The 23,207-nt window shown below is 65.5% G+C and carries 25 protein-coding genes; 17 read left to right on the plus strand and 8 right to left on the minus strand.

Translation table 11 applies throughout. The annotated features are described in order from the left end of the window. Window positions 1-37 precede the first annotated feature (37 nt). From ACQY78_RS03245 to ACQY78_RS03270, 6 genes are all read left to right on the plus strand, one after another. Window positions 38-526 (plus strand): MaoC family dehydratase, encoded by a 489-nt coding sequence (locus ACQY78_RS03245; RefSeq protein WP_428682698.1) that lies wholly within the window; start codon window positions 38-40, stop codon window positions 524-526. Next, complete coding sequence (locus ACQY78_RS03250) at window positions 526-1,686, plus strand: acyl-CoA dehydrogenase family protein (RefSeq protein ID WP_298305424.1); 1,161 nt, start codon at window positions 526-528, stop codon at window positions 1,684-1,686. The genes ACQY78_RS03245 and ACQY78_RS03250 overlap by 1 nt, the downstream gene beginning before the upstream one ends. Continuing rightward, window positions 1,686-2,180, plus strand: a complete 495-nt coding sequence (locus ACQY78_RS03255; RefSeq protein WP_425065809.1) for a MaoC family dehydratase — start codon at window positions 1,686-1,688, stop codon at window positions 2,178-2,180. The genes ACQY78_RS03250 and ACQY78_RS03255 overlap by 1 nt, the downstream gene beginning before the upstream one ends. A 64-nt stretch (window positions 2,181-2,244) precedes the next feature. Further along, window positions 2,245-3,465, plus strand: coding sequence for a CaiB/BaiF CoA transferase family protein (locus ACQY78_RS03260; RefSeq protein WP_428682701.1), 1,221 nt, complete (start codon window positions 2,245-2,247; stop codon window positions 3,463-3,465). 11 nt (window positions 3,466-3,476) lie between these two features. Further along, on the plus strand, window positions 3,477-4,391 hold the full coding sequence (locus ACQY78_RS03265; RefSeq protein WP_428682703.1) for an HpcH/HpaI aldolase/citrate lyase family protein: 915 nt from the start codon (window positions 3,477-3,479) through the stop codon (window positions 4,389-4,391). A 1-nt stretch (window position 4,392) separates the two neighbouring features. Further along, window positions 4,393-5,625 (plus strand): MFS transporter, encoded by a 1,233-nt coding sequence (locus tag ACQY78_RS03270; RefSeq protein ID WP_428682705.1) that lies wholly within the window; start codon window positions 4,393-4,395, stop codon window positions 5,623-5,625. 7 nt (window positions 5,626-5,632) lie between these two features. On the opposite strand, the gene ACQY78_RS03275 is transcribed toward ACQY78_RS03270, so the two are convergent. Further along, complete coding sequence (locus ACQY78_RS03275) at window positions 5,633-6,583, minus strand: Bug family tripartite tricarboxylate transporter substrate binding protein (RefSeq protein WP_428682707.1); 951 nt, start codon at window positions 6,581-6,583, stop codon at window positions 5,633-5,635. Between the two features lie 62 nt (window positions 6,584-6,645). Between ACQY78_RS03275 and ACQY78_RS03280 the strand changes: the two genes are divergently transcribed. Next, window positions 6,646-8,232: an ABC transporter substrate-binding protein gene (locus ACQY78_RS03280; protein WP_428682709.1), complete on the plus strand. Its 1,587-nt coding sequence runs from the start codon at window positions 6,646-6,648 to the stop codon at window positions 8,230-8,232. A 41-nt stretch (window positions 8,233-8,273) separates the two neighbouring features. Further along, window positions 8,274-8,777, plus strand: coding sequence for a VOC family protein (locus ACQY78_RS03285; RefSeq protein ID WP_428682711.1), 504 nt, complete (start codon window positions 8,274-8,276; stop codon window positions 8,775-8,777). A 17-nt stretch (window positions 8,778-8,794) separates the two neighbouring features. Here ACQY78_RS03285 and ACQY78_RS03290 read toward each other — a convergent pair whose 3' ends face one another. Next, on the minus strand, window positions 8,795-9,535 hold the full coding sequence (locus ACQY78_RS03290) for a dienelactone hydrolase family protein (RefSeq protein WP_428682713.1): 741 nt from the start codon (window positions 9,533-9,535) through the stop codon (window positions 8,795-8,797). A 77-nt stretch (window positions 9,536-9,612) separates the two neighbouring features. Here ACQY78_RS03290 and ACQY78_RS03295 point away from each other — a divergent pair, with 77 nt between their 5' ends. Next, window positions 9,613-10,827 carry an ABC transporter substrate-binding protein gene (locus ACQY78_RS03295; RefSeq protein WP_428682715.1) on the plus strand — a complete coding sequence of 405 codons (1,215 nt, stop codon included), beginning with the start codon at window positions 9,613-9,615 and terminating at the stop codon, window positions 10,825-10,827. A gap of 14 nt (window positions 10,828-10,841) precedes the next feature. After that, window positions 10,842-11,894, plus strand: a complete 1,053-nt coding sequence (locus tag ACQY78_RS03300; RefSeq protein WP_428682717.1) for a WD40/YVTN/BNR-like repeat-containing protein — start codon at window positions 10,842-10,844, stop codon at window positions 11,892-11,894. A 71-nt stretch (window positions 11,895-11,965) separates the two neighbouring features. On the opposite strand, the gene ACQY78_RS03305 is transcribed toward ACQY78_RS03300, so the two are convergent. Both ACQY78_RS03305 and ACQY78_RS03310 read right to left on the minus strand, forming a co-directional pair. Beyond that, window positions 11,966-13,066, minus strand: coding sequence for an HlyD family secretion protein (locus tag ACQY78_RS03305; RefSeq protein WP_428682719.1), 1,101 nt, complete (start codon window positions 13,064-13,066; stop codon window positions 11,966-11,968). Next, window positions 13,063-13,512, minus strand: coding sequence for a MarR family winged helix-turn-helix transcriptional regulator (locus ACQY78_RS03310; RefSeq protein ID WP_428682721.1), 450 nt, complete (start codon window positions 13,510-13,512; stop codon window positions 13,063-13,065). The genes ACQY78_RS03305 and ACQY78_RS03310 overlap by 4 nt, the downstream gene beginning before the upstream one ends. A 45-nt stretch (window positions 13,513-13,557) precedes the next feature. Between ACQY78_RS03310 and ACQY78_RS03315 the strand changes: the two genes are divergently transcribed. Both ACQY78_RS03315 and ACQY78_RS03320 read left to right on the plus strand, forming a co-directional pair. After that, window positions 13,558-15,099, plus strand: a complete 1,542-nt coding sequence (locus ACQY78_RS03315) for a DHA2 family efflux MFS transporter permease subunit (protein ID WP_428682723.1) — start codon at window positions 13,558-13,560, stop codon at window positions 15,097-15,099. Window positions 15,100-15,112: 13 nt separating this feature from the next. After that, window positions 15,113-15,550, plus strand: coding sequence for a VOC family protein (locus ACQY78_RS03320; protein ID WP_428682725.1), 438 nt, complete (start codon window positions 15,113-15,115; stop codon window positions 15,548-15,550). Here ACQY78_RS03320 and ACQY78_RS03325 read toward each other — a convergent pair. After that, on the minus strand, window positions 15,547-15,876 hold the full coding sequence (locus ACQY78_RS03325; RefSeq protein ID WP_428682727.1) for a hypothetical protein: 330 nt from the start codon (window positions 15,874-15,876) through the stop codon (window positions 15,547-15,549). The two genes, ACQY78_RS03320 and ACQY78_RS03325, sit on opposite strands and share 4 nt — an antisense overlap. Then, window positions 15,866-17,143 carry an NAD(P)-binding protein gene (locus tag ACQY78_RS03330; protein ID WP_428682729.1) on the minus strand — a complete coding sequence of 426 codons (1,278 nt, stop codon included), beginning with the start codon at window positions 17,141-17,143 and terminating at the stop codon, window positions 15,866-15,868. Before ACQY78_RS03330 ends, ACQY78_RS03325 begins: the two co-directional genes overlap by 11 nt. Window positions 17,144-17,179: 36 nt before the next feature. On the opposite strand from ACQY78_RS03330, the gene ACQY78_RS03335 reads away from it, so the two are divergent. After that, the gene (locus ACQY78_RS03335; RefSeq protein WP_428682731.1) at window positions 17,180-18,157 is read left to right on the plus strand and encodes a Bug family tripartite tricarboxylate transporter substrate binding protein; all 978 of its coding nucleotides are present in this window, start codon (window positions 17,180-17,182) and stop codon (window positions 18,155-18,157) included. Between the two features lie 8 nt (window positions 18,158-18,165). On the opposite strand, the gene oxlT is transcribed toward ACQY78_RS03335, so the two are convergent. After that, complete coding sequence (oxlT, locus tag ACQY78_RS03340; RefSeq protein ID WP_428682733.1) at window positions 18,166-19,407, minus strand: oxalate/formate MFS antiporter; 1,242 nt, start codon at window positions 19,405-19,407, stop codon at window positions 18,166-18,168. A 127-nt stretch (window positions 19,408-19,534) separates the two neighbouring features. Here oxlT and ACQY78_RS03345 point away from each other — a divergent pair, with 127 nt between their 5' ends. The 4 genes from ACQY78_RS03345 (at window position 19,535) to ACQY78_RS03360 (ending at window position 21,657) form a co-directional block, all read left to right on the plus strand. Then, the gene (locus ACQY78_RS03345; protein ID WP_428682735.1) at window positions 19,535-19,945 is read left to right on the plus strand and encodes an avidin/streptavidin family protein; all 411 of its coding nucleotides are present in this window, start codon (window positions 19,535-19,537) and stop codon (window positions 19,943-19,945) included. 103 nt (window positions 19,946-20,048) lie between these two features. Further along, on the plus strand, window positions 20,049-20,561 hold the full coding sequence (msrB, locus tag ACQY78_RS03350) for a peptide-methionine (R)-S-oxide reductase MsrB (RefSeq protein WP_428682737.1): 513 nt from the start codon (window positions 20,049-20,051) through the stop codon (window positions 20,559-20,561). Window positions 20,562-20,575: 14 nt separating this feature from the next. Next, complete coding sequence (gene msrA / locus ACQY78_RS03355; RefSeq protein WP_428682739.1) at window positions 20,576-21,322, plus strand: peptide-methionine (S)-S-oxide reductase MsrA; 747 nt, start codon at window positions 20,576-20,578, stop codon at window positions 21,320-21,322. Window positions 21,323-21,462: 140 nt separating this feature from the next. After that, entirely contained in the window at window positions 21,463-21,657 is a 195-nt protein-coding gene (locus ACQY78_RS03360) for a hypothetical protein (protein ID WP_428682741.1), read from the plus strand. Here the strand turns inward: ACQY78_RS03360 and ppk2 are convergent. Next, complete coding sequence (ppk2, locus tag ACQY78_RS03365; RefSeq protein WP_428682743.1) at window positions 21,654-22,466, minus strand: polyphosphate kinase 2; 813 nt, start codon at window positions 22,464-22,466, stop codon at window positions 21,654-21,656. The genes ACQY78_RS03360 and ppk2 overlap by 4 nt on opposite strands. Window positions 22,467-23,207: the final 741 nt, after the last annotated feature.

Here is a 23,207-nt window from a genome sequence, read left to right on the forward strand (position 1 = left end):
CAGCCCGCAAGGGCGAGAGGCGTAAACAGGAGTAGGAATGACAGAGGATTTTAGGGCCCGCGCCCGGCTGGTGCCCAAGGGCAATCGCTATGAGGATTTCGAGGTCGGCCGCGTGTTCCGGCACCATTGGGGCCGCACGATCACCGAGTCGGAGAGCACGCTGTTCACGACGCTGACGCTGCACTTCAATCCGCACTACTACAACGCCGCCTACGCCCAGGCCCACGGCCATCCCGGCATCGTGGCCAATCCCCTACTCGTCTTCACGACGGTGTTCGGTCTCACGGTCGAGGATCTCAGCGAGGGCGGCGGGCCGTTCCTCGGCGTCAACGAACTCACCTATCACCAGCCCGTCTATCCCAGCGATTCGCTGCGCGCGGAATCGGTCGTGCTCGACCGCCGTGTCTCGGACTCCCACAAGGGGTTCGGCATCGTCACGTGGCACAGCAAGGGCTTCAACCAGCGCGAAGACCTCGTCATCGACTTCAAGCGCACCAACCTCGTCCGTCTCAGGAATTCCAACTAATGCCTTTCCTCACCGAAGAACGCCGCATGATCCAGGAGCAGGCGCGCGAGTTCACGCTGAACGAAGTCCTGCCGGTCGCCAACAAGCTCGACCCCGAAAAGGGCGACATCCCGATGGACCTGCGGGACAAGATGGCCGAGCTCGGCTATTTCGGCATCCTGATCCCCGAGGAATACGGCGGCCTGGGCCTCGGCTGCTCGGAATACTGCCTCGTCACCGAAGAACTATCGCGCGGCTGGATGAGCGTCGCCTCGATCATCGCCCGCGGCAACCTGCTGATCGGCTCGCACAAGATGAGCGAGGAACAGCGCCGGCGTTACCTGCCGCGCATGGCCAAGGGCGAGTTCCTTGGCGCCTTCTCGATGTCGGAACCCAATGCCGGCTCGGACATTTCCAACATCTCCTGCCGCGCCAAGAAGGATGGCGACAGCTATCTGATCAGCGGCAACAAGTACTGGTGCACCTTCGCCGACGGCGCCGACTTCATGATCATCATCGCGCGCACGTCCGAAGCGCCTCCGGGCAAGCGTCATCTCGGCCTGTCGATGTTCTTCGTCGAGAAGAAGCGCGGCGAGCTGATGCCGGGCTGCAGCGGGTCGCCGATTCCCAAGATCGGCTATTTCGGCTGGAAGACCTGGGAACTCGCGTTCGACAATTGCCGGGTCAAGGCCGAGGACATGATCGGCGACGAAGGCCAGGCCTTCTACTATGCGACGGCCGGTCTCGAGACTGCCCGCGCCCACACCGCGGCCCGCGCCATCGGCCTGGCCCAGGGCGCCCTCGACGATTCGATCCGCTACGCTGGCGAGCGCCGCCAGTTCGGTCAGTCGATCTCGGAGTTCCAGGCGATCCGCTTCAAGATCGCCGACATGGCCACGCAGATCGAGGCGGCCCGCCAGCTCAACAACTTCGTCTGCGAGCAGATCGACACCGGCCAGCGCTGCGACAAGGAAGCGTCGATGGCCAAGCTGTTTGCCTCGGAGATGGCCGAACGGGTGTGCAGCGAAGGCCTGCAGATCCATGGCGGCGCGGGCTACACCACGCTCCATGCGGTCGAGCGTCACTGGCGCGACGCGCGTCTCACCAAGATCTTCGAGGGCACCTCGGAAATCCAGAAGCGCATCATCTCCGACCGCCTGCTCGGCCGCGGGAGGAACTGATGCCAGCTTCAAGTCTCAAAGTCTCCGCACTCACCGGCACGCACAATTACTTCGAGGACTTCACCGTCGGCGACGTGATGAAGCATGCGCGCGGCAAGACAGTCGAGCCGATGGAGCAGGTCTGGATCACCAACGTGACCATGAACACGGCCGAGGCCCACTTCAACGAGCACCTGACCCAGTCGACGCCCTACGGCCAGCGGCTGGGCTTCGGCGGCGTCACCATCTCCATGTGCATCGGCCTCGCCGCCGAGGACACGGCGGAGAATGCGCTGATGGAACTCGGCATGGACAAGATCCGCCTCAAGGGCCCGCTCCATCACGGCGATACGCTCTACTGCTACACCGAAGTGCTGGAGAAGAAGGATGCCAAGCAGGACGACGCCGGCATCGTCCGCTTCAAGCACTACGGCGTGAACCAGGACGACAAGCACATCTTCGAAGGCGAGCGCACCGTCCTGATCAAGCGCCGCAGTCACTGGGGAGACAAGTGATGTTCATGGGAGCGCGCCACTCCAGTGGCGCATCATATGAGCGCCACTGGAGTGGCGCGCTCCTATGAGTGAAGTTCTCGGTGCTCTCGACGGGGTTCGCATCGTCGACCTGACGCAGATGCTGGCCGGCCCCTACTGCACCATGCTGCTGGCCGACCAGGGCGCGGAGGTCATCAAGGTCGAGCCGCTCGACGGCGATCACACCCGCATCATCGGGCCCTATCATGTCGACGACAGGCTGAAGGCGTTCGGCGGCTACTTCGCCTCGGTCAACCGCAACAAGAAGTCGATCGCCATCGACCTCAAGACCGAGGCCGGCCGCGATCTCGTCCTGAAGCTCTGCGACAATGCCGATGCGGTGGTCGAGAACTACCGCGGCGGTGTCATGGATCGCCTGGGCCTCAGCTACGAGACCCTGCACGCCCGCAACCCGAAGCTGGTCTATGCCACCATCCGCGGCTTCGGCGACGTGCGTACCGGCAAGAGTCCCTACTCCGACTTCCCGGCCTACGACGTCATCAGTCAGGCGATGGGCGGGATCATGGCCATCACCGGTCCCGACAAGGACACGCCGATGAAGGTTGGGCCTGGTGTCGGCGACATCGTGCCAGCGATCACCTGCGCCTTCGGCATCGTGTCGGCGATCCTGCGCGCCTACAAGACCGGCAGGGGCCAGTTCGTCGATGTCGGCATGGTCGACGCCATCCTCGCGGTCTGCGAGCGCATCATGCACCAGCACTCGTACGCGCAGATGCTGCCGCATCCCGAGGGCAATCATCATCCCCTGCTCTGCCCGTTCGGCATGTTTCCGGCCAAGGACGGGTTCGTGACGATTGCCGCCCATGCCGACGCGCACTTTCCGATCCTGTGCCGGCTGATCGACAAGCCGGAATTCGCAACCGATCCGCGCTTCATCACCGTTCAGGATCGTCGCGCCAACCAGGACGTCCTCATTGCCGCCGTCTCGGACTTCACGCGCCAGCGCACCAAGCAGGAGCTGCTGAAGCATTTCGGCGGCAAGGTGCCCTTCTCGCCGGTCTACAACGTGCGGGACATCGTGGCCGATCCGCATTTCAAGGCGCGGGACATGCTGCCCTGGGTGCCGCATCCCGGCCTCGACCACGAGGTCCAGATCGCGGGCGTCGCCGTGAAGATGACCGAGACGCCCGGCAAGGTGCGCCATCGCGCGCCGTTGCTGGGGGAACATACCGACGAGTATCTGAAGACCATCGGGCTTGGCGCGGGCGACATCGCCCGGCTGCGCGCCGACAAGATCGTAGCTTAAGGAGAAGATTGATGACCGACCGTCCCAGGCGCGCCCGCCGCGTCCAGCTCTCGACCCCCGGCTCCAGCGAGAAGATGATCCAGAAGGCGTCGGAGTCGAAGGCCGATCACGTCTTCCTCGACCTCGAGGACGCCGTCGCCCCCAGCCAGAAGCGCGACGCCCGCAAGAAGATCATCGAGGGCCTGAAGACGCTCAACTGGAAGGGCAAGACGCGCTGCGTGCGCATCAACGACCTGACGACCGAATACGCCTACGAGGACATCATCGAGATCGTCGAGGGCGCCGGCGAGCATCTCGACACGATCATGATGACCAAGGTGCAGACCGCCGCCGACGTGCTGTTCGCCGACAAGCTGCTCCATCAGATCGAAAAGAAGCTCAAGATGAAGCGCAGGATCGGCCTCGAAGCGCTGATCGAGGAAGTCGAAGGCATGCAGAACGTCGATTCGATCGCCGCCTGCACGCCGCGCCTCGAATGCCTGGTATTCGGCATGGGCGACTTCTCGGCCTCGATGGGCGTCACCAACAGGAATGTCGGCGAGACCGACGGCTACCCGGGCGACATCTGGCACTATGCCCGCTTCCGGCTGATCATGGCCTGCCGTGCCGCCGGCATCGATCCGGTCGACGGCCCGTTCGCCGACTTCAAGAACCCCGACGCCTATCGCGAGGAGTGCAAGCGCTCGATGATCCTGGGCTGTGTCGGCAAGTGGGCAATCCATCCCTCGCAGATCGACATCGCCCTCGACGTCTATTCACCCAAGCCGGAGGACATCGCCCGCGCCCGCAAGCTGGAGAAGGCCTATGCCGAGGCCGAGGCCGCGGGCCTGGGTGCGATCAACGTTGACGGCATCATGGTCGACGTCGCCTCGATCCGCATCCTGCGCAATACGATCCTGAACAAGGCCGACCTCTACGGTCTGTAGGATGCAAACGGGCGCGGCGCCGAACACGGAAGGCCCGCGCCCCGGTCTGCGGCCGGCACTTGTCCCGATCGGGGCGATGCTGGGCACGCAGATGCTCATCTCCCTGGCCGTCCTGTCGCTCAGCGTGCTGATGCCGGCGGTGGCCCGCGATCTCGGGATCGCCCCGAAACTGGTCGGGGCCTTCACGGCCGTCACCTACGCGATCGCCTCCGGCGTCGCCCTGTGGAGCGCGGGCCCCATCTCGCGGCTGGGCGCCGTCCGTGTCTGCCAGTTCGCCATGCTGGCCGCCGCGATCGGCCTTGCCCTGAACGCCATGGCTTTCGTTGCCGCGACCGTCGTTGCGGTCGCGTTCATCGGCTTTGCCCAGGGCCCGATCAATCCCGCCTCTGCGCATATCCTGAGCCAGCGCGTGCCGCGCGCCTGGTTCAGCCTCGTCTTCTCGGTCAAGCAGACCGGCGTTCCCCTGGGCTTCGCGGCCGCGGGTATCGTCCTGCCGCTGCTGCTGCCGGCCCTCGGATGGCGCGGCGCCTCGCTCTGCGCCGCGGCGCTGATGCTCGTCGGCGCCGGCGTCCTCGAAGTGCTGCGCGCCCGTCTCGATGCCTCGGTCGCTCCCTCCGCACCGTCGGATGGGATCTGGTCCTCGATCGTTCACGTGATGCGCCACCCGGAGATGCGCGTTCTCGGCTGGTCGGCGCTGCTCTACGTCGTGGCGCAGCACACCTTCACGTTCTTCCTCGTGACCTATCTCTACGAGCATTGTCGCCTCAGTATTGCCGAGGCCGGCTTCCTGCTCTTCCTGGCCCAGATCGGCGGCACCGTGCAGCGCCTGATCCTGGGCGCCCTGGGCGACCGGTTTCCGCGCATGATGCTGCTGGGCTGGACCGGAATCGGCATCGCCCTTGGCGCGGTCGCCACCAGCCTGATTTCGGCCGAGACACCCTACTGGCTGATCGGCCTGATCGTCTTCGCCTACGGCACGGTCGTCATCAGTTGGAACGGCGTGTCGATCGCCGAGTTCGCGGCCCTCGCGCCGCCGGGACAGGTGGCCGCCGTCGCCGCGGTCCAGACCGCGCTGGCCTTCTCCGGCGCCGTCATCGGCCCGCCACTTTTCGGCCTGATCGCGGCGGTCGCCGACTATCGCAGCGCCTTCCTGCTGGTCGCCGCCTGCGTCCTCGCCGCGGCCGCCTGGCAGATCATGACGTCGGCCCGGCTTCGCCGCTTACGTCCCTCCTGAGACCTCGTCAGGGTTCCTTCATGCCGGCGGTCGACACGATCTCCGCCCATTTCTTGGTCTCGACGCCCTGGAAGGCCGCCAGCTCTTCGGGCGATCCCACGAACGAGATGCCGTAGCTGGTCTTCAGCAGGTTGAGATAGGCCGGGGACTTCGCCGCCTGTCGAACCAGCGCGTTGAGCTTGTCGATGATCGGCCGCGGCGTGCCGGCGGGCGCATAGAGCGCCGTCCAGGCCCACATCTCGAAGCCCGGAACGCCGCTCTCGTCGACCGTCGGGAACTGGTCCAAGCCCGGAATGCGCTGCTTGCTGGTGACGGCCAGACCGCGCGCCCGTCCGTCGAGGACCGGCGGCAGGCCCACGGTGAAGTCCGAGAAGATGATGTCGATGCGACCGCCCAACAGGTCGGCGATCGCCTGCGGCTGGGTCTTGTAGGGCACGCCCAGCAGGTCGGTCTTGGTCATGATGCGGAACAGCTCGGCGCCGCCGCGGCTCGACCCGTTGCCGCTGCCGAAGCTCAGCTTGCCGGGCTGCGCCTTCGCAAGCGCAACCAACTCCTGGATGGTCTTGGCCGGCAGGTCGTTCCGCACCATCACGATCTGCGCGCCGAGCGTGATGCCGGCGATCGGCGCAAAGCTCTTCACCGGATCGTAGGCCAGCGCCTTGTAGACGTGCGGATTGATCGCCTGCGTCGTCTGGGTCGTGAAGAACAACGTGTAGCCATCGGGCGCCGCCGCAGCCGCGGATTGGGCCGCAATCTGCCCTTCCGCGCCGGGCTTGTTCTCGATGACGACGGTCTGGCCGGTCTGCACCGCTATGTCCTGCCCGATCGCACGCGCGGCGATGTCGGTCGCCGTGCCGGGACCGAAGGCGGTGATGATCTTGATCGGCTTGGACGGATAGTCCTGGGCGAAGGCCGGCACCGCGAGCAGCATTCCGACCAGCAAACTTAGGGTTTTCATGGACCGACTCTAGTCCGACCGAAGTGCTAGCGTCATCTCAAACAAAAGGAGGAAACGAAAGGATGAAAAATCCGTCGCTGCCGCTCGCCGCGGTACTCATGATCCTGGCCGTCGCTCCGGCCGCCTGGGCACAGAAATCCGGCGGCACGCTCAAGATCGCTCACATGGACAATCCGCCGAGCGCGTCGATCCACGAGGAAGCGACGATCTCGACCGTCATGCCGTTCATGTCGGTCTACAACAACCTCGTGATGTTCGATCCCAAGACCAAGCAGAACACGCCGGGCAACATCATCCCCGAGCTGGCGACCGAGTGGAAATGGAGTGACGACGGCAAGCAGCTCACCTTCAAGCTGCGCGACGGCGTGAAGTGGCACGACGGCAAGCCCTTCACCAGCGCCGACGTGAAGTGCACCTGGGACATGGTGATCTCCGACGAATCGAAGCTGCGCAAGAATCCGCGCAAGACCTGGTACTTCAATCTCGAGAAGGTCACGGTCAATGGCGATCGCGAAGCGACCTTCCATCTCAAGCGCCCCCAGCCGTCGCTGCTCACCATGCTCGCCGCGGCCTTCTCACCGGTCTATCCCTGCCACGTCTCGACGGCGCAGATGCGGCAGAAGCCGATCGGCACGGGCCCGTTCAAGTTCGTCGAGATGAAGCAGAACGAGTCGGTCAAGCTCGCGCGCAATCCGGACTACTGGAAGCCGGGCCGGCCCTACCTCGATGCGATCGAGTTCTCGATCATCCCCAACCGCGCGACCTCACTGCTGACCTTCGTCGCCGGCAAGCTCGACATGACCTTCACGTCCGTCGTCACGCCGTCCATGGTCAACGATCTCAAGGTCCAGGCGCCGACCGCGATCTGCGAGGCGCAGCCGACGAATACCCAGGCCAACCTGCTGGTCAATCGTGAGAAGCCGCCCTTCGACGATGCGAAGGTGCGCCGCGCTATGGCACTCTCCATCGACCGCAGCGCCTTCAACGAGATCCTGGGCCAGGGCAACTACCGCATCGGCGGCGCAATGCTGCCGCCGCCCGAAGGGCTCTGGGGCATGCCCACGGAGTTCCTGACGACGGTGGCGGGCTACGGCCCGGACGTCGCCAAGTCGCGCGAGGAAGGCCGCAAGATCATGGCCGAGCTCGGCTACACGGCCGAGAAGCCGCTGAAGATCAAGGTCTCGACCCGAAACATCCCGAGCTACCGCGATCCGGCCGTCATCCTGATCGACCATCTGAAGCAGGTGAACATCCAGGCCGAGCTGGAGCCACTCGAAACCGCGGTCTGGTACAACAGGATGATGCGCCGCGACTTCGCCATCGGCATGAACGTCCAGGGGGTCGGCGTCGACGATCCGGACGTCGTCTTCTACGAGACCTTCCGCTGCGGCTCGGAGCGCAACTACACCAACTACTGCAATCCGGAGGTCGAGAAGCTGTTCGACCAGCAGTCGATGATGACCGACCTCGAGGCCCGCCGGAAGCTGGTGTGGGAGATCGACAAGAAGCTGCAGGAGGACGGCGCCCGCCCGGTCATCCAGCATGGCTGGGGCGGCACCTGCTGGCGCCCCGAAGTGAAGGCCGTGAACCTGGCGGTCAACACCATCTACAATCACTGGCGTTTCGAGGATGTCTGGCTCGACCGCTAGGAGATCGGTAGACTCGGGCGGACAAATGATCGGAGGTTTCGATGATCAAGGGTCTGCACCACAACGCCTATCGCTGCCGTGATTCGGAGGAGACGAGGAAGTTCTACGAGGACTTCCTCGGCCTCCCCCTCGTCCACACGCTCCTGATCGAGGAGACCAAGACCGGCCGCACGACCGGCGCCGGTGTGCTGCACACCTTCTTCCAGCTCGACGACGGCTCCTGCCTAGCCTTCTTCGAGGCGCCGGACATGCCGTTTGCCTTCAAGGACCAGCACGATTTCGACCTCCACATCGCCCTGGAGGTCGAACCCGAGCATCTCGAGCGGATGTTCGCCAAGGGGAAGGCCGAAGGCCGGGAAGTCCGCGGCGTCTCCGACCATCATTTCATCCGGTCGATCTATTTTCGCGATCCCAACGGCTACGTGATCGAACTTGCCGCCAAGGTGCCGGGGCAGGAATCGGCGATGGACCCAACGAAGAATGGGGCGCGCGCCAAGCTCGCCGACTGGCAGGCACGCAAGCCCGCTTCATCGGCAGCGGCCTGAGTCCACCCTCCGAGGCGTCAGCCGAGGTTCCGGCGGTAGAGCGAGATCAGGCGCTCCCAGTGCCGCTCGGCGGCCGGCTTGTCGTAGCACCAGCGCTGCGGGAAGGCGAAGCCATGGTGCACGGTCGGCTGGATCTCGAGTTCGCCCTTCGCGCCGGACTTGTCGAACAGCGCTTTCAGTTCCTTGACCATGTCGGGCGGCGCCAGTTCGTCATGCTCGGCGCACGAAATGTAGAGCTCGCCGGCGGCCTTGCCGAGCGTCAGATGCGGGCTTTCGACCGCGTCGCTCACCAGCCAGGTGCCATAAAAGGACGCCGCCGTGGCGATGCGATCCGGGAAACGTGCGGCCGCTGCCAGTGAGTAAGGGCCGCTCATGCAATAGCCATGGGTCCCGACAGGCCCCTTCTTCGATTCCTTCTGGGCATCGGCGAAGGCGATCATCGCCGCCACGTCGTCCATGACCGGCGGGATCGTCATCTTGGTGCGCACGGACCGCATGCGCCCATGCTCGTCGCTGCCATGCTTCAGCACGTCCGGCCCGTACTTCGTGTCGGTGCCGGCGCGGTAGTAGAGGTTGGGCAGCATCACATAGTAGCCGACCGTGGCCAGCCGGCGCGCCATGTCATAGAGCTCCTCGCGGATGCCCGGCGCATCCATCAGGAACAGGACCGGCGGGTAGGGTCCGCCCCGCTCCGGATGGCAGATGAAGGTTTCCATCGCCCCGTCCCGGGTTGGGATGTCCAGAATTTTCTCGATCATTGGATGTCTCCTCCGCCTTGCAGATTGCCGGGGCCTTGATAGGCTTCGCTCAATAACAAAGCCTAGGGAGAGAAACGATGAGACGGAACCTGTTGAGCACGGCCGCATTCTGCCTTGCGGCCTGGGCCCTGCCGGCGGCAGCCCAGCTCTCCGACAATACGGTCAAGATCGGCGTCGCCACCGACCTGTCGAGCCTCTATGCCGACATCAACGGCCCCGGTGCGGTGCTCGCCACCCAGATGGCAATCGAGGATTTCGGCGGCTCCGTGCTCGGCCAGAAGATCGAGTTCGTCTCCAGCGACATCCAGAACAAGGCCGATGTCGCGGCGACCACGGTCGGCCGCTGGTTCGACAACGAGAAGGTCGACATGGTGATGGGGGCCGGCGCCTCCTCCTCGTCGATCGCGGCGGGCCGCGTCGCCGGCGACAAGAAGAAGATCTTCATCGCGCCGGATCCCGCCTCGTCAGACCTCACCGGCAAGCTCTGCAATCCCTACATGATCCATTGGGTCTACGACACGACCGCCCTCGCGAACGGCACCGGCTCGGCGGTCGTGAAGGCCGGCGGCAAGACCTGGTTCTTCCTCACCGCCGACTATGCCTTCGGCTATGCGCTGGAGCGCGACGTCTCCGCCGTCGTCAAGAAGGCCGGCGGAACCGTGGTCGGTGGCGTCAAGCATCCGATCAACACCAACGACTTCTCGTCGTTCCTGCTGCAGGCCCAGGCCTCGAAGGCTCAGATCATCGGGCTTGCCAATGCCGGCGGCGACACGATCAACTCGATCAAGCAGGCGTCCGAGTTCGGCATCGTCAAGGGTGGCCAGAAGCTCGCGGGCCTGCTGGTCTTCATCTCCGACATCCATTCGCTGGGACTCGAGCGGGCGCAGGGCCTGAACCTGACCGAGGCCTTCTACTGGGACCTCAACGACCAGACGCGCGCCTTCTCCAAGCGCTTCGCCGCCCGCTTCAACGGCAAGATGCCGACCAGCGCGCAGGCAGGTTTCTATTCGGCGACGCTTGCCTACCTGAACGCGGTCAAGTCGACCGGCACGGACGATGCCGACAAGGTGATGGCCGCGATGAAGGCCGCCAAGTGGGACGATCCCCTGTTCGGCGCCAGCTATGTCCGGCAGGACGGCCGCAAGATGCACAACATGTATCTCTTCGAGGTGAAGAAGCCCTCCGAGTCGAAGGGCCCGTGGGACTACTACAAGCTGCTGGCCACCATCTCCGGCGAGGAAGCGTTCCGGCCGCTGGCCGACAGCGAGTGCCCGCTGGTCAAGAAGAACTGAGCCGGGAGTCCGAAATGGCCGAGCAGTCGAACCTCTATGTCGGCGTCGCCGGCTATTTCGGGAAACCGGACCACAAAGGCCGCGTCGGCATCTTCCGCCGCGGCACCGCGAACGGCGACTGGCAGCATGTGCTGGGCGCCGTCCAGGCCTTCACGGTGTTCGTCCATCCGCAGAATCCGGAGATCGTCTTCGCCGGAACCAACGACGGCGTGTGGCGCAGCACCGATCGCGGCGCCACCTTCCGCCGCACCGCTTTCCCCGACGCCGGCAGGCAGGTCTGGTCCTTCCTGGTCGACTCCCGCGATCCGAATCGCGTGTTCGCCGGTGCCTCGCCGATCGGCCTCTATCGCAGCGACGATGGCGGAGCGTCCTGGCGGGCCCTTCCCGCGCCGGCCATCGACACGCACTGCATGGGCCCCTTTGCGTCCCGCGTCATGCGGCTGGTGCAGCATCCCCGGCGCCACGACGAACTCTACGCCGCGCTCGAGATCAACGGCGTCATGCGCAGCATCGATCTCGGCCAGACCTGGACCGATTGCAGCGCGGGCCTCCTGAAGCTCGCCGAGCAGGAGCATCTCAAGAGCCGGATCGTGAGCGACACGACGGCCGAAGGCATGCTCGACGGTCATGCCGTCACCATCAACCCGGCCGATCCCGACGGGCTGTGGCTCGCCGTGCGCATGGGCCTGTTCCGCAGCGGCGATCAGGGCCGCACCTGGAAGGACATGGAGGTCGGCCGCTTCTCGCCCACCACCTACGGCCGCGACATCCGCGTCTCGCCCGTCGAGTCAAACACGCTCTACTCCGCCCTGTCCGTCGCTGCGGCGAGCCAGGATGGCGGCCTCTATCGCAGCGAGGATGGCGGCGAGAGCTGGACGCGCTTCGACAAGGTCCAGGTGCACGGCACCATCATGTCGATCGGCCTGCATCCGACCGACGCCGGTCAGGTCTATATCGGTGCCCGCTACGACGGCGAGATCTTCGGCACCCGCGATGCCGGCAGGACCTGGCAGGCAATGCCCCTGCCCGGCGAGGTCCAGCACATCTATTCGCTGGCGTGCGGTTGATCATTGGAGCGCGCCACTCCAGTGGCGCATCATGATCATTAGCGCCACTGGAGTGGCGCGCTCCTATGACACTACTTCGACTGCGCCGTGACGTCGTGCGGCGGTGACGCGGGTGCCGGCGAAGCGTCCTTCGTGCCACCGAACAGGCTCCCGACATCTCGCTGGCGGCCGGTGTCGATCTTCACCGTCGCGGTCATGCCCGCACGCAGCGGCGGTTCTCCGACATGGGGAAGCAGCCGGAGCTTCACCGGCAGGCGCTGCACGACCTTGACCCAGTTCCCGCTGGCATTCTGCGGCGGCAGGATCGCGAACTCCGCGCCTGTGGCCGGGCTCACGCTTTCGACAAGCGCTTCCCAGGTCACGTCGGGATAGGTGTCGAGCACCACGGTGGCCTTCTGCCCGACCTTCACGTGGGTCAGCTCGGTCTCCTTGAAGTTCGCCTCGACCCAGGGCCGGCTCAGCACCACCAGCGAGAAGAGCGGCGTCGCCGCCTTGACCTGCTCGCCCTGCTGCAGGCGCATGTTAACCACCACGCCGTCGACCGGGGCGCGTATGGTCGTGCGGGCGAGATCGAGTGCCGCGCGCTCGCGGGCCGCCGTCTTCTCCCGCACCAGCGGATGCGCCTCGACCGCCAGCTGAGGGTCGCCGTTCAGCGCCGCCAACACGCGCCGCAGCTTCTCGCGCGCGGTGGATACGCGATCGGCCGCGGCGCGCGCTTCGTTCTGCGATTCGTCGCGCTTGCTGGCGGAGGCCACACCCTTCTGCGCCAGTTCTTCCTGGCGCTGGGCCTGACGCTGGAAATAGTCGGCACGGGCCTCCGCGTCGGCCAGTTCGGCCACCGCCTCCCGCCAGATGCCGCGCAGGTTCTCGACATGGGCTCGCGCCGAATCGAGCTCGGCCTCGGCGCTGTCGAGAGCCAGACGAAACGGGCGGGATTCGATGGTGAACAGCTGGGCGCCGGCCTCGACCGAGGCATGATCCCGGGTCAGGACCCGCCTGACCTGGCCGGAAACTTCAGGCGCGATCTGGACGATATGGGCCTTCACATAGGCATTGTCGGTCGCGACGTAGCGACCGCCCGACAGCCACCACCAGCCCGCGCCGCCGGCCGCCAGCAACGGCACAGCGAGCAGCAGCACCAACCGCAGGACGGGCACCGGGCGGCGGCTCATGTTCCGTGCGCCCCCGCCATCGTCTGGAGTTGCCCCTTCACACGCGCCGCGAAACGCGTGAACTGCTCGCGTTCGACCGCGGAGAGCGGGGCCAACGCATCGTCGACGGTGGCCTCGGCGATCGCCCACATGTCCGTGTGCGCGCGTCGGGCGTCGGCGGTGAGAAACAGGCGATTGACGCGGCGGTCGTCGCGGTCGGCGCGGCGCTCGACCCAGCCGTTCTTCTGCATGCGGTCGATCATGCGGCCGGCGCTGGCGCGATCGATCTCGAGCATGTCGGCGAGTTCGGTCTGGCTGGCGCCGGGCCGGCGATAGAGCCGCGTGAGGACCAGCCACTGGGCGCGGGTCAGGCCGATGTCGCGCACCCGCCGGTCGAACACGGTGCGAATCAGGCGCGCAACGTCCGATAGCACGTAGCCGATATATTCGTCGTCATCGGGACCCAAGGCGGCTCGCTCAAGATTGTTGTCTAGGCTACAATAGCCCAGGCCATGAGTTCAAGCGCCACCACTGCCGACGCCGCCCAGCCTGCTGCCGATGAGGTCGAGACCTCGCTCGGCAAGCGCATCCTGATTCTCGTCATGGTGGTCCTGGGCTCGACCCTTTACGCGACCACGCTGCTGATCGCCTCGACCCTGCTGCCGCAGATGCAGGGCACCATGTCGGCGACCCAGGACGAGATCGCCTGGGCCATGACCTTCAACATCCTGGCAACCGCCGTCGCGACGCCGATGACGGGCTGGCTGGCGGCGCGCTTCGGGCGGCGCGAGACCATGATCTGGTCGGTGCTGGCCTTTACCCTCACGACCCTGATGTGCGGACTGGCCGATTCGCTGGAGACGCTGATCCTGTGGCGGGTCCTGCAGGGCGCCCTGGGCGCGCCCGTGATCCCGCTGTCGCAGACCATCCTGCTCGACACCTTCCCGAAGCGACAGCAGGGCCTCGTGACGTCGATCTTCGGCATGGCCGTCGTCATCGGCCCGGTGATCGGCCCGACCGTCGGCAGCATGCTCTCCGAAATCTATAGCTGGCGCTGGGCCTTCTACATGATCGTACCGGTGGGCGTGATCTCGTTCGTCGGCCTGCGCCTCACCCTGCCCTACGACCGGCCGACCGGCCGCACCAGCCTCGACTGGACGGGCTTCCTCTCCCTCTCCATCGCCATCGCCTGCGTTCAGCTCGTCCTGTCGCGCGGCCAGCGGCTCGACTGGTTCGACTCGACCGAGATCCAGATCGAGGCCTTCATCGCCGTCGTCTCGTTCTGGATCTTCCTTGCCCACAGCCTCACGGCCGAGCGGCCATTCCTGAACCTGAAACTCCTGCTCGACCGCAACTATGCGCTCGGTCTCGTGCTGGTGCTGATCTACGGCATGCTGAACTTCACGCCGATGGTGCTGCTGCCGCCGCTCTTGCAGCAGCATGCCGGCTTTCCCGATTCGCTGATCGGCGAGGTCATCGCGGCGCGCGGTGTCGGCGCCACCATCGGCTTCTTCCTCGCCATTTTCGTGGGCCGCATGGACCCCCGAATCGGCCTGATCGCGGGCTTCCTGCTGCAGACCCTGTCAGGTGTCTGGCTGATGGCGATCGATCTCAATGTCGACATGAATACGCTGATGCTCAACAGCCTGCTGCAGGGTGTCGCTGTCGGCGTGATCTGGGTGCCGCTCACCCTGGTCACCTTCTCGAACATGAGCGGGGCCAACCTGGCCGAGGGCACGGCGGTCTATCACCTGCTGCGCAACATCGGTTCCAGCTTCTTCATCTCGATCTGCGTTGCCGAGATCGTGCGGGCGACCAGCACCAACTACAGCCGCATGGTCGAGCTGGTGAATCCTTACAACAAGGCACTGGCCCTGCCCTGGGTGACTGGCGGCTGGGACTACGAGACCGTGTCCGGCCTTGCGAAACTGTCGAAGGAGATCAGCCGCCAGGCGGCCATGATCGGCTACATCAACGCCTTCGGTCTCTACACGGCCTGTTCGGCGATGGCGATCCCGCTGATCCTGCTGATCGGCCGGCGGGCAAGAAGATAATGGAGGAAGCGAAATGGCAATCGAGGTTCTGGAAATCCATCACACCGGCTACCGGCTCGACACCGGCGCGGAAAAGCTGGAAGACACGGCGAGTTTCTACAGCGACGTGCTGGGACTGCACCGCGACAGGGGCCGCCCGACCATTCCCGGCATCCCCGGCCTCTGGATCAATGTCGGCGAAGTGGGCCAGATTCACCTGTTCGGCGGCAACCAGCCCTCGCCCGTGGCCAAGGGGCCGGGCCAGGACCCGACGCTCCCGCACATCGCGCTGGCCGTGGCCGATGTCGTGGCAAGCCGCCAGGAACTCGAGCGCATGGGGGTGAAGTACTGGGCGATCGAAGGTCTCACCAGCCCCGACTCGTTGCAGCTGTTCCTCAACGATCCGTGCGGCAACATGGTCGAGCTGCACCAGGTCGACAAATGCCGCTGCACGGCACGCAATCGGCTCTAAGGTTGCGCCGCTGATCGCGCTTCCTGATAGGTCGCCCGCGCGATCCTGGCGGCCTTGAGCGCCGCCTCCCGCCGGTCCGCCGCGCGGTCGTCGAGTACGTAGAGCAGGCCCGCGAAGAAGATGAAGGCACCGCCCAGGATGTAATAGTGCCAGGCCTCGAGATAGAGGCGGAACGTCACGACGACCAGGGGCACCGGGATGAACACGAGGGCGAACCGGATCCACGAGGCGCGGTTGTAGGCCCGCACGGCCGCCCTCGCCTGCTTCTGGCGCGCCCACATCTGGCGCCGCAGGCTTTCGAGATCAGGCAGTCCCTTACCGCTCACGCGTGCGTCCTCCAGCCCGGGCCATCTCTCGCGCGACCAGCCGCGCCGCCGGCCCGCTGCGTGCCGCAGAGTCCGGCTTCACCAGATTGCCGATCTCGAAGCGCAGGAGTTGGACCTCCGGATGCAGAACGGCGGCCCGCCGCATCGCCTCTGTGCCCAATACGATCTTGTCGAAGTTCGGAGGCCGCTCTCCCGCGGTGCGGGGATATTCGAGATCGACCATGGCGGCGAGCGCCCAGGCCTGGCGGCTGACCTCGGCCGCCCGCGGCAGGTAGGCCGCGGCCACGCCGTCGAGGCTTCCCCGCCAGATCGCAAGAACGTCGCGCAGGGCCACGGCATGGCCGGCCGCGACCGACATGCCCTGGCCGAAGGTCGGATTGAAGCTAGAGATGCAGTCGCCGATCGGCAGCACGCGCGGCGGCAAACCCGTCGAGCGGTCGAAATGCCGCCACCGCGCCTCGGCGATGCGATAGCTGCGGACTGGCGTCAACGGCACGGCCTCGCGCAGACGGTCGGCAATGTCGGGCACCGGCAGCGCCTCGGCACAAGCGCGGAACCCATCGAGATCGTCCGGCACCCTGTTGTCGAAGCGGCTGCACAAGGTGATCAGCCATTCGTCATTCTCGACCGGGCAGACGAGCCCGTAGCGGTCGTCCGGAGGCTGTGGAATGCAGGCGATGAACCGGCGCTCGCCACGGAAGCCGGCTGGCTTGGCAAAGCGGGCCGAGCTGTAGCTGACCTCGATTCCGAGCACCGTCTCGGGAACCTCCACCTGCGCCAGCAGCCTGTCGCCTCGCCCCGTCGCGATGACGGTCAGGTCGGCGTTGGACGGAAGCGCTTCGACCGGCGTGCGATCTCGGATCGCGACATTGCCAAGTCTCAGGACCTGCCGTCGCAGGACTCGCTCGAACGCGGGGCGACTCATCATGAGCTGGCTGTGCCCGAGATCACGCGCTGCGTGCCAGGCATCCCGCTCCCAGATCGAAACGTCTTCGGTCTGCCGTACCTCCGTCGCGCCGCCTGCCAGGAGCGCCGATCGCGTACCCGGTATCAAGCTCTCGAGGGCGAGTTCACCACCCTTCAGCAGGATGTGTACCTGCAGGTCCTGCGGAACGCCCTTTCGCGGATGCGGCGTGTCCGGAAGCTCGTCCTTGTCGAAGACCTCGACCGTTTCGAAGAACGATGCGAGCGCAGCCGCCGCCGCGAGGCCTGCGATGCCGGCTCCGACGATGACGGCGCGTGCGCCCAGCCTGCCCCCGGTTATCATGCGGCAACACTAGACGGTAACGGGAGGTTTCACGACATGAAGTCGGTCACGCGACGCACGACGATCACGGCCCTGCTGGCGGCTTTGCCTGCCGGCCACGCCTTCGCGCAGGCCGCCTATCCCGACAAGCCGATCCGGCTCGTCGTGCCCTTCGCACCGGGCGGAAATGCCGATCTCACGGGCCGTCTCTTCGCCGAGGCGCTGGCCAAGCGGCTGGGTCAGCAGGTGATCGTCGAGAATCGCGGCGGCGCCGGCGGCGCGATCGGTGCCGAGGCGGTCGCAAAGTCGGCGCCCGACGGCTACTCGCTGGTCCTGGGCTCGACCGGAACGTTCCTCGTGAGCCCGCGCATGACCGGCGGCAAGCCGCCCTACACCCTGGCGAGCTTTGCGCCGGTTGCCCTGCTCAGCACGTCGCCGATGGACATCGTGGTCAACGCCAACAACCCGATCCGCGACTGGCCCGCCATGCTCGCCTACCTGCGCGCCAACCCGGGCAAGTTCACGATCGGTCATCCTGGCAATGGCAGCACCAACCATCTGGCGTTGCTGCAGCTCCAGAAGGCGCTCGACGTGCGCTTCAACATCATTCCCTACAAGAGCAACGGCCTGGCCCTGAACGACCTGCTGGCCGGCCAGATCGACGCCGTGATCGACCAGGTGCCGGCCTCGATCGGCCATGTCCGCGGCGGCCGCCTGCGCGTCATCGTCGTGACCACCGCGCGCCGTGCCGGCCAGCTTCCAGATACGCCGACCCTTCAGGAGATGGGCGTCAAGGACTTCGCCAGCACCACGCCTATCGTCCTCATGGCGCCGGCCGACACGCCGGCCGACATCGTGAGGAAACTGAACGACGCCGTGGCCGGAGCCCTAAGCGATCCTGCCGTGAAGGAGAAACTGAACGATCTCGGCGCAGAGACCGAGTCGCTCACCCCGCAGCAGCTCACCGTTTTCCTGCAAAAAGAAGACGCCGCGATCGAGGAGTTGGCGAAAAGCGGCCTGTTGAAGCCGGAGTAGCGCCGGCTCTACGCCTCACGCCGCAGCCACGCCGCCCGCATCGGGCGCAGGACGGCGATGGCCAGCACGGCCGCGACGGCGTTGGCGCCGACGGCGATGGCGAAGACCATCTGCCAGTCGCCGGTCGCGCGCACCAGGGTGTCCGACAACGGCACCAGCATGGCCGCGAAGCCTTTGGCGGTGTGCAGCATGCCGGCATTTGTCGTGGCATAGCCCGAGCCGAAATAGTCGGTGCAGGTCGCCGGAAAGAGACTGGCGACTTCGCCCCAGGCGAAGAACACCAGGCTGGCCAGCAGCACGAACATCACCGGATCATGCCCCCAGCGGGCGAAGGCCAGGATGCTCAACGCGCCCAGCGTGAACGCAAAGAACATGGTGTTCTCACGCCCGATATAGTCCGACAGCCAACCACAAAGCGGCCGCGCGATGCCGTTGGTGACGCGGTCGAGGGCCAACGCAAAGGTGAGCGCCGGCAGGGTCAGGCCCAGCAGGCTGACCGGCACGTCGGCCACCTGGAAGCTGCGGGCGATGCCCGCGAGATTGGCGGTGAAGATCAGTCCGACGGACGTGACGAGCAGCGACATCACGAACAGGACCCAGAAGAGCGGCGAACGCAGCACCTCGCGCGGCGTGTGATCGTGCTGCGCGTGCGGCAGCCGCTCGTGGATCGCCGCCAGGGTGCTGGCCTCGGGTTTGCGCAGCGCCAGCGCCGCGAGGCAGACCAACACGCCCTGTCCCAGGCCGAACCAGAGGAATGCCGCCTCATAGCCGTAGCGGTCGATCGTATGATGCATCGGGATGATCGTGAGCGCCGACCCGATGCCGTACCCCGCGACCGTGAGTCCGGCGGCCAGCCCGCGACGGTCGGGAAACCATTTCAGCGCATTGCCGAGGCACGTGCCGTAGACGCAGCCCGCACCGATCCCGCCCAGCGCGGCGCCGAGATAGAGCAACGGCAGCGAGTCGGCGACCGAGTTCAGACTCCACGCGATGGCCACCAGCACGCCGCCGGTGAGCGCGACCGGGAGAGGCCCGAACCTGTCGACCACCCAGCCCTCGAACGGCACCAGCCACGTTTCACTCAGGATGAAGATCGTGAAGGCGACCTGGATGGCCGCACGCCCCCACTCGTACTTCACGTTGATGGGATGCACGAAGAGGGTCCAGCCATGTTGGAGGCTGGAGATCATCACCATGCAGACGATGCCGGCCAGCAACTGTGCCCAGCGATTGGTAAGAGGAGCCGTCATGTCTGCCGATGCACCGTTCGATTGTCCTGGAGTGATATAGAATGGACATTGGCCCGGCTAGTTTTCACTGGAAAGATCGAACGAGTTGGGATGCACTGGCGCCCGACAAACATCATACGGACCGTAAATGAGCCAACGTCTCGCCTCGATCCTGGGCCTCTCCCTGGCTGCCCTTGGCCTCGTCCCGCAACAGGCGGCCGCTCAATCACCTTCCGTGACGGGGACCTGGGCAAACGATCACGGATCCGTTCTCGTCATCCGGTCGGTCGGTACCGACGGGAGCGTTGCCGGGACCTATGCCAACAACGCGCCGGGCTACAAATGCGGTGGCATTGCCTTCCCCATCGTCGGCTGGATGGATGGCCCTCGCATCTCCTACACCGTCCGCTGGAAGAACGCGTCGGTGGACTGCACGTCGATCACGTCCTGGACGGGTTACTTCAACGACGGCCGCCTCGGCGTCGAATGGGTCCTGACATATGAGGAGCAAGACGGCTCCAAGGTCCGCATCGGCTCAGACTCATACAGACGGAAATAGGCCTGGCCGGGTAACGGCGACCTCGCGATATAGTCAATTGGCCCCGGCGACGACCGGCCCCACATCGAGGGTGTTCCTGTTCGCTGCTCGGAGGACGCCAACCATGTCGATTCCCATTCTGTCGAACAGAAGGCGCGTCCTGCAGCTGGGGGCCGGTGTCGGCGCCGTGGCCCTGCTCGCCGTTCTGTCCTCCCGTACGCAACCCGCTGCTGCCGGAGGATCGTTCAAGGTGTCGCACACCGATGCTGAATGGAAGACTCTGCTGACACCGGCCCAGTACAGCGTGCTGCGGCGCTCGGGCACCGAGCGTCCCTATTCGAGCCCGCTCAACGACGAGCACCGCAAGGGCACCTTCGCCTGCGCCGGCTGCCAGCTTCCGCTGTTCTCGTCGGCCACCAAGTTCGACAGCGGCACCGGCTGGCCCAGCTTCTGGGCGCCTCTCGACAAAGCGGTCGGCACGGAGACAGACACCACGCTCTTCATGCAGCGCGTCTCCGTCCATTGCGCGCAGTGCGGCGGCCATCTCGGCCATGTCTTCGACGACGGGCCGAAGCCGACCGGGCTGCGCTACTGCATGAACGGCGTGGCAATGGTTTTTGCGGCAGCCTCCGCCTGAGGAAGGAACGATTCATGACCGATATTCGCAATAATCGAAATATCCGCAACAATCGAAGCCGACGTCGCATCCTCCGTCTTTCCGGCTTCGCCGTGCTGGCAGCGACTTTTCTCGCTTCGGCGCCGTCCTGGGCACAGGAGGCGATGGTCGTCGTGCCGCCGCCTGCGCTGGACGAGCGCAAGGCCGACGCCGCGTCGGAGACGGCCGTGCTGGCGGGCGGCTGCTTCTGGGGTGTGCAGGCCGTCTACCAGCACACCAAGGGCGTGAGCCGTGCAGTCTCCGGCTATGCCGGTGGGCCGAAGGACAAGGCCGTCTACGAGATGGTGACGTCGGGCCGGACCGGCCATGCCGAGAGCGTCGAGGTGACGTTCGATCCGAGGGTCATCAGCTACGGCCAGATCCTGCAGATCTTCTTTTCCGTGGCGCACGACCCGACGCAGCTCAACCACCAGGGCCCGGACGTGGGCACGCAGTATCGCTCGGCCCTGTTCCTCGCCGATCCCCAGCAGCGGCGCATTGCCGAGGCCTATATCGCCCAGCTCGACCAGGCGCGTGTCTTCCCGAAGAAGATCGTGACGCAGCTAAACGATGCCGCGCCGTTCTACGCCGCCGAGGCCTATCACCAGGACTACGCGACGTTGCATCCGGCCAACCCCTACATCGCGCGCTTCGATCTCCCCAAGATCGACGGGCTGAAGCGCCTCTTCCCCACCTCGTGGCGCGCCGAGCCGGTTCTCCTGCGCGTGGCTGGCGCGAAATGAAGCCGTCACTCTCGGCGGCGTTCATGCCGTCGGCTCTGTTGGTCGGCTCCTTTTCCGCCGGCGCCTAGGCGCAGAGCGCCAACTTCCGCTGCCCTGCCGCGGGCACAGAGTTCAACTGCCGGAGCGGCGACACCTCGTCCTTGCGCGTCGCTTCAGGACAGAAAGGCAATGCCGGCCTGATCAAGAGCCTGTCGGGCGACAAGTCAGAAACGGTGCGGCTGCATTGGGGCCTGATCGGCTCCGTCGACGCGGCAGCCGAGTCCTACGCAGCCGGCCTCGACCTCGAGCCGCTATGGCCGCTGAAGGCGCCTTGCAGGAGTTGCTCGACGCTCTAGAATTTCTCGGTGACGTAGCGGCGGTCGGCGATCGATGCGATGTCGTCGTACGCCCGCTTCTCCGAACGCGGCGGCAGCTTCACGTGGGGGTGATCGACCTTGTTGTAAGGGATCTGAGCCAGGACGTGAGAAATGACGTTCAGCCGAGCCCGCTTTTTGTCGTCTGAACGGACGATGTGCCAGGGCGAATGTTCGGTATCCGTATATTCGAACATCAGGTCGCGCGCCCTCGAATAGTCATACCAGCGCGAATAGGACTGGATATCCATCGGGCTCAGTTTCCATCGCCGGACCGGATCCTCGATCCGCGCCCTGAAGCGCCGATCCTGCTCGTCCTGCCCGACCTCGAGCCAGATCTTGATGAGCCGCAGCCCCCCTTCGATGACGAATTTCTCGAAGGCGGGACAGATATCGAGGAAGCGCTGATGTTGCTCAGGCGTACAGAAACCCATCACGTACTCGACACCGGCGCGATTGTACCAGCTCCGGTCGAAAATCACGATCTCGCCGCCAGCCGGAAGCCTCTCAACGTAGCGCTGGATGTATATCTGGGACTTGTCGCGGTCCGAGGGCGCTGGAAGCGCCACGACACGAAAGACACGCGGGCTCACGCGCTCGGTCAGCGCCTTGATCACGCCGCCCTTGCCGGCCGCGTCGCGGCCCTCCAGCACGATGACAACGCGCTCGCCGGAGACCTTCATCCAGTCCTGCAGCCGGCAGAGTTCGACCTGCAGAGCGCGCAGTTCCTTCTCGTAGATTTTGCGCTTGAGCTTTTCCATCGCCGCGCCGCTATCGTTCTTCGCAGACATTCCCGCCTCCAAGGCGATTGGGTGGTGCTCCCACGCTTTCTCAGGCCAGACGCCACATCTCTGCAAGTTCCGGCCCGAGAGGGCGGCGGTTCAGCGGATGAAATTCACTGCAATCGCCGTCTGATGCGTCCACACGGTGGTTACGATATCGCCGGGCTTCAGCGTCGCCAAGGACGCCTTGCCCGCCGCGGTCTGGACCTGAGGCATCGAGATCATCTCCCCGCTGTTGGGCCACGGCTCCTCAGGCTTGCCGTTCGAGGCATTTGATGAGCCAGGCCGCCGTTCGCCGGAGTCACCTGGGTCACCATGCCGGACATGCTCCCCATACGGATCGGCTCGCGCGCCCCGAGGATTGCGGTCAGGTCCCCACCCTTGTCGATCAGCGCCCTTGCCTGGGTGTCCGCCAGCGGCGACCTCCTGACGATCAGCATCTTGATATGGTCGAAATAGTTGCACCGACGATCATGCCTTCGCGCAACGACGGATAATTGGTGACCAGATCGGCCCGAACTCTCGCGTCGGCAAACATGCCGATGCCGGTGCCGAGGGCAGTACCGGTCCCCGAACCCTTTCAGGCGCGGCCGCCCTTGAGTTCAGGGGCGTATGGTTGGTGCGTCTCTCTCTCGCCGCCAGCACCGAAAGTGCCGGTCGCGTTAATGCTGTCGTCAGAGCGCGTTGCTCCCCGATGCCAAGACGGCAGCGCCGGTGGCCGTGACTACTTGTCGGCTAGTGTCTGGAGAA

This window comes from Reyranella sp. (assembly GCF_965279625.1).
Classification (GTDB): Bacteria; Pseudomonadota; Alphaproteobacteria; order Reyranellales; family Reyranellaceae; genus Reyranella.